7 protein-coding genes are annotated in these 8,311 nt (G+C 42.0%); 3 read left to right on the plus strand and 4 right to left on the minus strand.

Annotation, left to right across the window (positions count from 1 at the left end; all coding sequences use genetic code 11):
- A partial coding sequence (locus EI164_RS12970; protein WP_192520368.1) for a MobA/MobL family protein occupies positions 1–181 on the minus strand: 181 nt, incomplete at its 3' end.
- Positions 182–426: 245 nt separating this feature from the next.
- Here EI164_RS12970 and EI164_RS12975 point away from each other — a divergent pair.
- The 3 genes from EI164_RS12975 to EI164_RS12985 all read left to right on the plus strand — a co-directional run bounded on the left by EI164_RS12975 (position 427) and on the right by EI164_RS12985 (position 4,425).
- Entirely contained in the window at positions 427–723 is a 297-nt protein-coding gene (locus EI164_RS12975) for a mobilization protein MobS (RefSeq protein ID WP_192520369.1), read from the plus strand.
- Positions 724–937: 214 nt separating this feature from the next.
- Positions 938–3,733, plus strand: a complete 2,796-nt coding sequence (locus EI164_RS12980) for a type VI secretion system Vgr family protein (RefSeq protein WP_192520370.1) — start codon at positions 938–940, stop codon at positions 3,731–3,733.
- Positions 3,730–4,425, plus strand: a complete 696-nt coding sequence (locus EI164_RS12985) for a hypothetical protein (RefSeq protein WP_192520371.1) — start codon at positions 3,730–3,732, stop codon at positions 4,423–4,425. The genes EI164_RS12980 and EI164_RS12985 overlap by 4 nt, the downstream gene beginning before the upstream one ends.
- Before the next feature lie 214 nt (positions 4,426–4,639).
- Here the strand turns inward: EI164_RS12985 and EI164_RS12990 are convergent, their stop codons facing one another.
- From EI164_RS12990 to EI164_RS13000, 3 genes are all read right to left on the minus strand, one after another.
- Positions 4,640–5,560, minus strand: a complete 921-nt coding sequence (locus EI164_RS12990; RefSeq protein WP_192520372.1) for a replication initiation protein — start codon at positions 5,558–5,560, stop codon at positions 4,640–4,642.
- Between the two features lie 353 nt (positions 5,561–5,913).
- Positions 5,914–6,702, minus strand: coding sequence for a hypothetical protein (locus EI164_RS12995; RefSeq protein ID WP_192520373.1), 789 nt, complete (start codon positions 6,700–6,702; stop codon positions 5,914–5,916).
- A 3-nt stretch (positions 6,703–6,705) separates the two neighbouring features.
- On the minus strand, positions 6,706–8,311 hold a 1,606-nt coding region (locus EI164_RS13000), incomplete at its 5' end, for a MobA/MobL family protein (RefSeq protein ID WP_192520374.1).

Raw genomic sequence — 8,311 nt, forward strand, 5'->3', positions numbered from 1 at the left:
CAGCCAATGCTGTCGGCAAAATAATATCCGCACTCATCACGCCATGCTTTTTTGAGTAATCATGAGTTTTGCCATAGCGCTTATCTTCAAGCTCAACCCCTGCGCGATAGCTCGCACTGGCAACGGCACTTTGTCCCTTGCCTCGTGATATTGATTTGGTCGATGCGATGAAAATAGCCATTTCTACAAGCTCAGTTTTTTGCACGACGTCTTTTCGTAGTGCTGGGGGTGTGGGGGTTTACCCCTGCCGATGTTTTGATTTTATAAATGTGTGACCGATAGGGATAAACATTTGTAAAGTCGAAAACTCGCACTTAGTCAGTGGGACGCAGACATCCGTCAATTAACTATATCACAACTGATTGTTAGGATATGGTTATTTTGCTATAGTCGAAAAATGAAAAAATAGTAGTTTAGGAGAAAGTTATGAGCTTGCTTGGTGGTAATGATTTAAAAGAGCAGCAGAAGATTAATGAGCTTGAACTTAAGATAAATAGAGAGAAGCAGAAGTTAGATAAGAAGCTAACACGGCAAAAAATACTACTTGGTGCTTTTATGATTGAGATACTAGAGACTAATAAAGTAGATGGGCTAGCACAATATACTGCTGATAATTTGCAGACGTTTCTAACGAGACAGGGAGATAAGGAATTGATGGGTGATGTTATTAAAAATTTAAAGGCTCAAGTGAATGAGGTTAGGGGTACAAAGACCGATAATTAATCTGCGCTAAGGCTCATAGCTGAGTGATATGCGGTCATATATTGTTATGAAAGGCTCTGTATGTAGGAGTTTCCTAAAACACATGACAATATCTGCACATAGCGCTACACTCTATACCAACCATAAGTTTATCATTAGAGTTATACATAAAGATGCTTTTTAAACCCGCATCCTTTTTATATCTTAATTCCTATCACTCTATATAAGGAGCCCCATGCGCACCATCGCCATTTACACCCCCTTTGGTCGCGAATTGTCCTTTGTTGAATTAAAGGGAGTGGAAGGTCTCTCTAGTCTTTATGAGTATCGTCTCGTTCTCACCAGTAAAAACCCAAACCTTGCCGCCACCGACATCATCGGTCAGACTATCGCTGTCACCATCGACACCAAAGGCGGCGAGCGGGTTTTAAATGGTCTGGTCACCGACTTTGGCTATCTTAGTGAAGATGAGGACGAGCAAAGCTATCACCTCTACACCTGCATCATGCGGCCTAACATGTGGTATCTCACCCAGCGTCATGACAGCCGCGTCTTTGTCGACAAAGACATCCTTGAGATTACCCGCACCATCCTAGACGAGTTTGGCTTCCCCTATGAGATACAGTGCTTAAACAGCTACCGCAAGTACGGCCATAGCACCCAGTACCAAGAAACTAGCTTTAACTATCTCAACCGACTATTTGAACAAGAAGGCCTGTACTACTACTTTACTCATACCGAGGGCAACAACACCCTCATCATCGTCGATGACAATAGTGCCCATAGCCCCATTCAAGGCCGCGCCACCATACCCTATCACTCAGCCGTCACCCCAGGCACCCCCGACAAGAACTACATCGACATCTGGCAGCAAAGCGACAGGCTTGCCACTAAGAAAGTCAACGTCAACGATCACAGCTACAAGCTTGCTAACCGTAAACTTGATTACAACATGAGCACCCATGAGCTTGGTGGTATTACCACCGAGCATTATGACTTCTATACTGGCTTTAGCGCCAAAGAGGACGCCGCAAGCTACGCGCAAGTGCGATCTCAAGACTACAATGCTCAAAGCAAACGTATCACTGCCGCCGGTAACGTACTCACCATCGCCCCCGGTCATATCTTTAAGCTCTCCCGTCATCCGCATGATGCGGCTAACACTGAGCACCTGATCATCCATAGCGAATACGACTTTAAAGAAGCCGGCTATGCCAGTGGCACCCAGCAGTCGCATTACCGTATTTCCTTTACCGCTATACCGCTCTCTTATCAGTACCGCACGCCAAGAGTCACGCCTAAACCGCAGATCATCGGCACCCAAGGCGCTACCGTCACTGGCCCTGCCGGAGAGGAAGTCCATACCAATGGGTATGGCGACATCAAAGTACAGTTTCACTGGGATAGATACGGTCCCCGTAACCAGAAAAGCTCCGACTGGATACGCGTGGCTCAAGGATCAGCAGGCGGCAGCTTTGGTTCTATCAACACCCCTAGAATAGGCGAAGAAGTCCTCATTGACTTTATCAATGGTGATAGCGACCGTCCCATTGTCATCGGCAGGTTATACAACAGCGCCAACCCACCCCCATGGGGCTACCCACAAGCCGCTAAAAAGTCCGGCATCAAGTCTAAAAGCTTCAACTCCCCGCTCGATAACTACAACGAGCTCATGTTCAATGACGATGCCGGCTTTGAGCTGGTCAACCTCCAAGCCCAGCGTGACCTCAACTCCCTAGTGAAGAACGATGAGACCCGCAGAGTAAACCGCGACCGTACCACCATCATCGACAAAGACGAAACCATAACGGTGCATGGTAAGCGTACTGAAGTAGTCGATAAAGACGAACATATCACCATCCATCAAAACCGCACTGAGATCGTCGACTTGGATGAGACCATCACCATTCATAACAACCGTAAAGAGCGGGTTGATGATAACGAGACTATAGACATCGGTGGCAACCGTACTGAAACCGTCCATAAGAGCGAGCAGATCACCATTAAAGGCAACCGCGATAAAACCGTCAAAGGCAACGACACTCTCAATGTTAAAAAGGATCGTAAAGAGAGTATCAACAAGAGCCGCTCACTCACCGTTGATAGAACCAACACTGAGTTTGTCAAACTGGGCAAGTCCGTGACGGTAGGCTTAGGGTATGCCACCCAAGTGGGTACCATCATGAACACCGCAGTCGGCATCATGCAAACCGAGCAGATAGGACGGATCAAAAAAAGCTTTGTGGGTAAAAGCTATAGTATTACCGCAGGGGATGAGTTTAAGATAACGGTGGGCAAATCATCGCTGGTGATGAATGCTGATGGCAGTATCATCATTACGGGTTCAAGCATCATTACCCAAGCAGAAAAAGAGAACAAAGTCATTGGTAAGGATGTGCTGATTAATCCGCCGGGGGCGAGTAATAGTGGGGAGGAAGAGTATGAGTCTAATATAATGGTTGATAATTATGATGAAGACGGTAATCTAACGGAAAGCTATGATTTAGCTGATAACCCTAGTAAATTGTCAGCTTTTGCTCCAGTTGCAATCGGAGCTGAAGCAGCTGCAGGTGCAGCAGCTGTTGTAGGTGGGACTATTTATGAGGCTTCAAAAGATTCTGGTGAAGCTATTGTAAATGCTGCGAAAAGTGCTAATAAGACTATGGAAGGTTTTCGTGCAGCACAGATGGTCATGGGCGCTTCTGTAATGAATTCAGTGCAGGGTATATTTTCGTCTGATGGACCAAAAACGGGTAATGATGAATTAGATGAGGTTTTTGAAGGTTCAGAGAAATCCGATGATGGGGAATATGGTTATAAATATCCTGGTACACAAGAAGAATTGGTTGAAAAACTGGGTGGAATCGAAGATGCTGTACAGGATATTAGAGACAATGGGACATCAACAACTACACTTCCTGATGGAAGAAAAGTTTCTACCTATCCAGCTAGAGGATCAAATGGCAAACCAGGTTTTTCGATCAGTCGACCTGGTAAAAGAAAGCCAGCACACAAAGGAGATACACAATGACATTCTATTCAGAAAATAGTGACGAATGGTACTTTAGTGATAATTGGAGAAAAGAGAGACACGAGTTAAATCAAGTTGATGTGACTTTGTTAACAGTAGATAAAGCAAACACACATCCAATTAGTGAATTAGTAATTAAAGGCTGTAGCAATAATTACAATACTGAATCAATGAAACCGAGAATAATAGAAGATTATCACTATTATTGTATACCATATGAGCTTGGCGAAGAAATTCAAGACGGATTAGAACCCGAAACAATAATTTCAAAATTAATCAATGATAATTTAAGAAATCCTTTTTTTATAGCGTCTACAAACCCTAAACTTTGTTGTTTTGGTGAATGCAGTTATATTAACGATGATGTTATTTGGGGCTTTTCATCACAACATATAGATGTTCCATTTTTAATATTTGATGACAAGAAAGAAATTTTTGCATTGATAGATTATGATTTACCTTTACAAATTATTGGTTATAAAAAAAACATTATAGACAATAATGATTATATTAAGAATAAAGTTGGACAAACAGGGTGGAACAATATTTTCAATAAATATTCTCGCTACTCCAATATGCCTTACATTTTCAAAGAGTATTATAAGTTTTTGTTGCCCAAAAATGTGGCTAGTTTTCTAGACTCTGTAGAAATACCTGCTCCAAACAGACCACCTCATAATTTAATATTATGACTTAGATTAACACATGAAATGCAATACACAATGTAAGGTAAAAAAAGACCTAGATGCGCTAGCACCAAAGTTTTTAACCACCAACCAAAGTGAGATTGCAACCATACCCTAAAGAAACCATCCAAACAGACCGCTTAAACAACAAATAGACCACCTAAAATAGACTGATATAAGAGAACTACTTATAACGGTCTATGAAGGTTGGACAGTATTGTTACTTCTTACTAGGGGACTTCAAATAATCTTCTAGCGGTCTTCTTGTGAAATCTTCAGGATAAGTTATTAGATAATCTTTCATCTCTCTCCTGAAATCATCAGTATTCATTTTTGCGTTATAGCTTAAACGATGGTAGTTATTATAGTCAGCTACAAACTGCTCTGTTCTAACTATCGCATCAATCTTATCGTTTGATAAACTGCCATCTTTGTTCTCTAATCTCGCCAAAGATTTTTTATGAAACTTTAAGGTAAGGCTAACAAAGGACTGTCTCACTTTTCGATAATCAACCGTTATCTTATATTCAGTATTAGCGTTGATTTCTTCTAACGCTTTATCTATGACACGTTCTCTCAACTGTCCAAACTGCTTGTACTTGCCTGATACACCCATAACATACTTAAAATCCTCAAGGTCTAAGGTCTTGCTATATTGGTACTGACCGATCCAACAGACAATCAGTTCATACAAACGTATAGCATGCGTACTTGATAGCTCGGCTATTTCAATCAATCTGTACTTAGTAAAGTTTGCTTTTAATTGAGTTAAGTACGGCAGTATATCTTCTGCAAAAGTAACTGTTATCAAGTTATTATCAGTATCAAACAATACGCCTGATACAAATCTAGTCCGCAACCTTTTATTTCCATCAAGTTGTATTGTTACTTCCCTGTCAAATAGGCTATCCGCCGCTGTTTCTAAGTCCCTATATATATTTTGTTTTTTCCCATCATGGTAAAAAACGTCCATTATCTGCTCAACAGTAATCGTAAATTTTGTCTGTTTGGTTATTTGTACAGCGTCTGGTCTACTGTCAATATGACTGATACAAGAGAATAGTAGCTGCTTCTCTTTGGTGCTCATAGCATACGCTGCTAGTACTAAAGCATTAGATTGTGCAACTAAATTATTTTCCATATTTGAACCTATCAGCATTAATATTAATGCCTGATATGCTAGCTTACCTATATAAAAAACACAAATGTAAATCACAAAATTTTTTTTATGTGTTTTCTTTGCTCAATAGGTGTTTTCTTTGCTCAATAGGTGTTTTCTTTGCTCAATAGGTGTTTTCTTTGCTCAATAGGTGTTTTTTGGTCGTGTAACCTATTGATTATAAAGGGGAAAAATAGCTCTTAAACAAGAGTAAACAAGAACAAACAAGATTAAATAAAAACCTAATAAAACGTTTGATTGAAAAATTGATAAAAATTAGCAAGATTTGTACAGCAATAAGAAATAACTTCTCGATCAAAATTTAATGAGAGAGATTATCTAAATTTACAGTATTGCTCATTATCTCTAGGACTAATGAAACAAGAGTTTTTTTGAACTATTGCATAATATTTACCATCAGTTGGGTTTCTAATGACGTTGTGAGCAATCTTAGCTGCTGCTAACTTGTTGTATTCAGCTTGACGCTCTGCAATTTCTACTTTGCTAGGTACGATTAGCCAAATCGCAAATAAAGTAGCCGCAATAATGCAAGCACAGATACCACCCAACAAACTAGCAATTTTCCAGCTAAGGGCTTTAGCGAAGGTATCTGATAACTCTTTTGTATATTGCTCTGCACCTTTTTTAGCTTGAGTTCTAACACTGAGCAACGTATTTTTTGCATCATTAGCTAAGTTATTGTTTTGTTCCTCAAAAGTCTCTGAAAATAGCTTCAATCTCTTAAAATTGGTATCAAAGGTGCTTTTCATCTCTGCTGACAAATTTGATAACTCTTTAACTTTGGTTGTGGCTATAGTTACCGTATTCTGTAGCTGTGCGTTAGCTTGCTGAACATCACCGGCAACGCCTTCGATCAGCTGATTATGATAATAATTAAGTATCTCACCAACGGCTTTTCTAGTTTCTGTAGCCGTACCAGTGGCAATAGCATTTTTAATCTGCTGCTCTCGCTGCTGATAATCTCTAAGCTGCGCGGTTAGGTCTTTTACCAATGCTGCGGTTGCCTTGTCCTGTTGTTCTCGTTTTTCTATGAGTGCACTGTCATGCTCTACCAGTATGGATACCGCGTTCAGTAAATCTTCAAGATTTCTCATATCTGACATTTTTTACATTCCCATTTCAAAACCACGACTGCGGTTAATCTCATTACTGTAGTTTGCAACCTCTCTTTGCGCGCTCTGTAGTGCTTGCTGCTGCGTTTTATCTGCGGTTTGGCTGTGATTGCCTATAAATTCATTTAAGACGGTATTTAAGGCTGCTGTGTGCGTTTTACGGTCGCCAGTGTAGTGCAGTCTTTTAATCTCACTCAATGCTACCTTCGATTTGTCACTCACAAAGTCGGTTAGAGTGCTACGCTCAACCTGTGCAAGCTCACGCTGAGTCTGCGGTGTGCTTGGTTCGTCGATATAATTATTGAGCTTGTGCATGACCTCATTAGCTGCTGAAATCGCTAAAATGGGAATACCTGCTGGTTTGTCTTTATCAATTCCTTCGATGTCTTGCTCGGCTACTTGAGCAAATACCGAACCGTACATCTGCTTTTTGTCCTTAACAAACTGCTTATTTTCAAGCGCTAACTGTTCAGCTTGGGCGTGTTGCTCTCGTTGCTGCTGCTTTAGCCTATCCGCCCTTTGTTGCTCGATACGCTCACGTATCGCCTTCTCACGCTGGTTCTGTTCGGCAAGGGTGCGTTGTCGCTGCTGTGCCAATGCTAAATTCTTTTGTTTTTGTTCTTCTGCGCGTTTTGCTCGGACACTATGAGCCATTGCCATCGCTGCTGCGATATCCGCAGGGGAATGAGTGTTGCGCTTGGGGGCGTCTGGCGTTGGTGCTGTGATAGGTTCGGCTACCGCTGCGGTGTTCATGCTCGGCTTGGGTACATAGTCGCTGACCATTTGCGGCGGTGTGATGTGCTCGATGTCGTGACCTTTGCTGATAATGTGGTCAGCGGTATCGTTAATCAGCTGATTTTTGGCAAGCTCAGTGCCCCACACAAGCTCGTTACGCTCATTGATTATCTCGTTGATAGTGCCAAGCTGTGTTGCTGGCGTTTTATCAATCTCGTAATGCTTGCCTTCTGCTTTGGCTTGTTCAGCTTTTCTTAGTTCTCGCTCGTATTTGTCACGTTCCAGCTTAGTAGCGACTGATCCCATTTTGAGCTGTGGTTCAATATCAATCCCTTGCGCGGCATAGCTGCGACTATCAATCAATTTATGGTCGTGCTCAGCCAGTTTTTCGTTGGCGATCTGCTCCCATAGTTGGCGAACGTCTTTAATCTCATGGCTCACGCGTTCCATGCTAAGTGAACGCCGCTTTTTGTCTGATAGCTCAATAGTCGCTTTGTCTGTTAGTGTGATTTCATTATTTTCGTCAAGCTCTGCGGTGCGCGTGGTAAACATGATATGGGCGTGATAGTTGCGCGGATCTGCACCGCGATCAATCTCTTTTTGAGTAGGCTCATGAATGGCGCAATCGGCAATCGTGCCGTAACGGTCGGCTAGGGTTTGGGCGAAGCTATGCGCTAACTCTTTTCGGTCTTCTGCGCTTAATTCATAAGGTAGATTGACTAGCCATTCTCTAGCCACTCGCGCATCTTTGCGCTTCTCGGCAAACTCCGCTTTGTTCCATAAATCACTACGATCAATATCAGCGCCCGTAGCAGCCAATGCTGTCGGCAAAATAATATCCGCACTCATCACGCCATGCTTTTTT

It is taken from the genome of Psychrobacter sp. FME13 (assembly GCF_014861395.1).
Taxonomy (GTDB): Bacteria; Pseudomonadota; Gammaproteobacteria; order Pseudomonadales; family Moraxellaceae; genus Psychrobacter.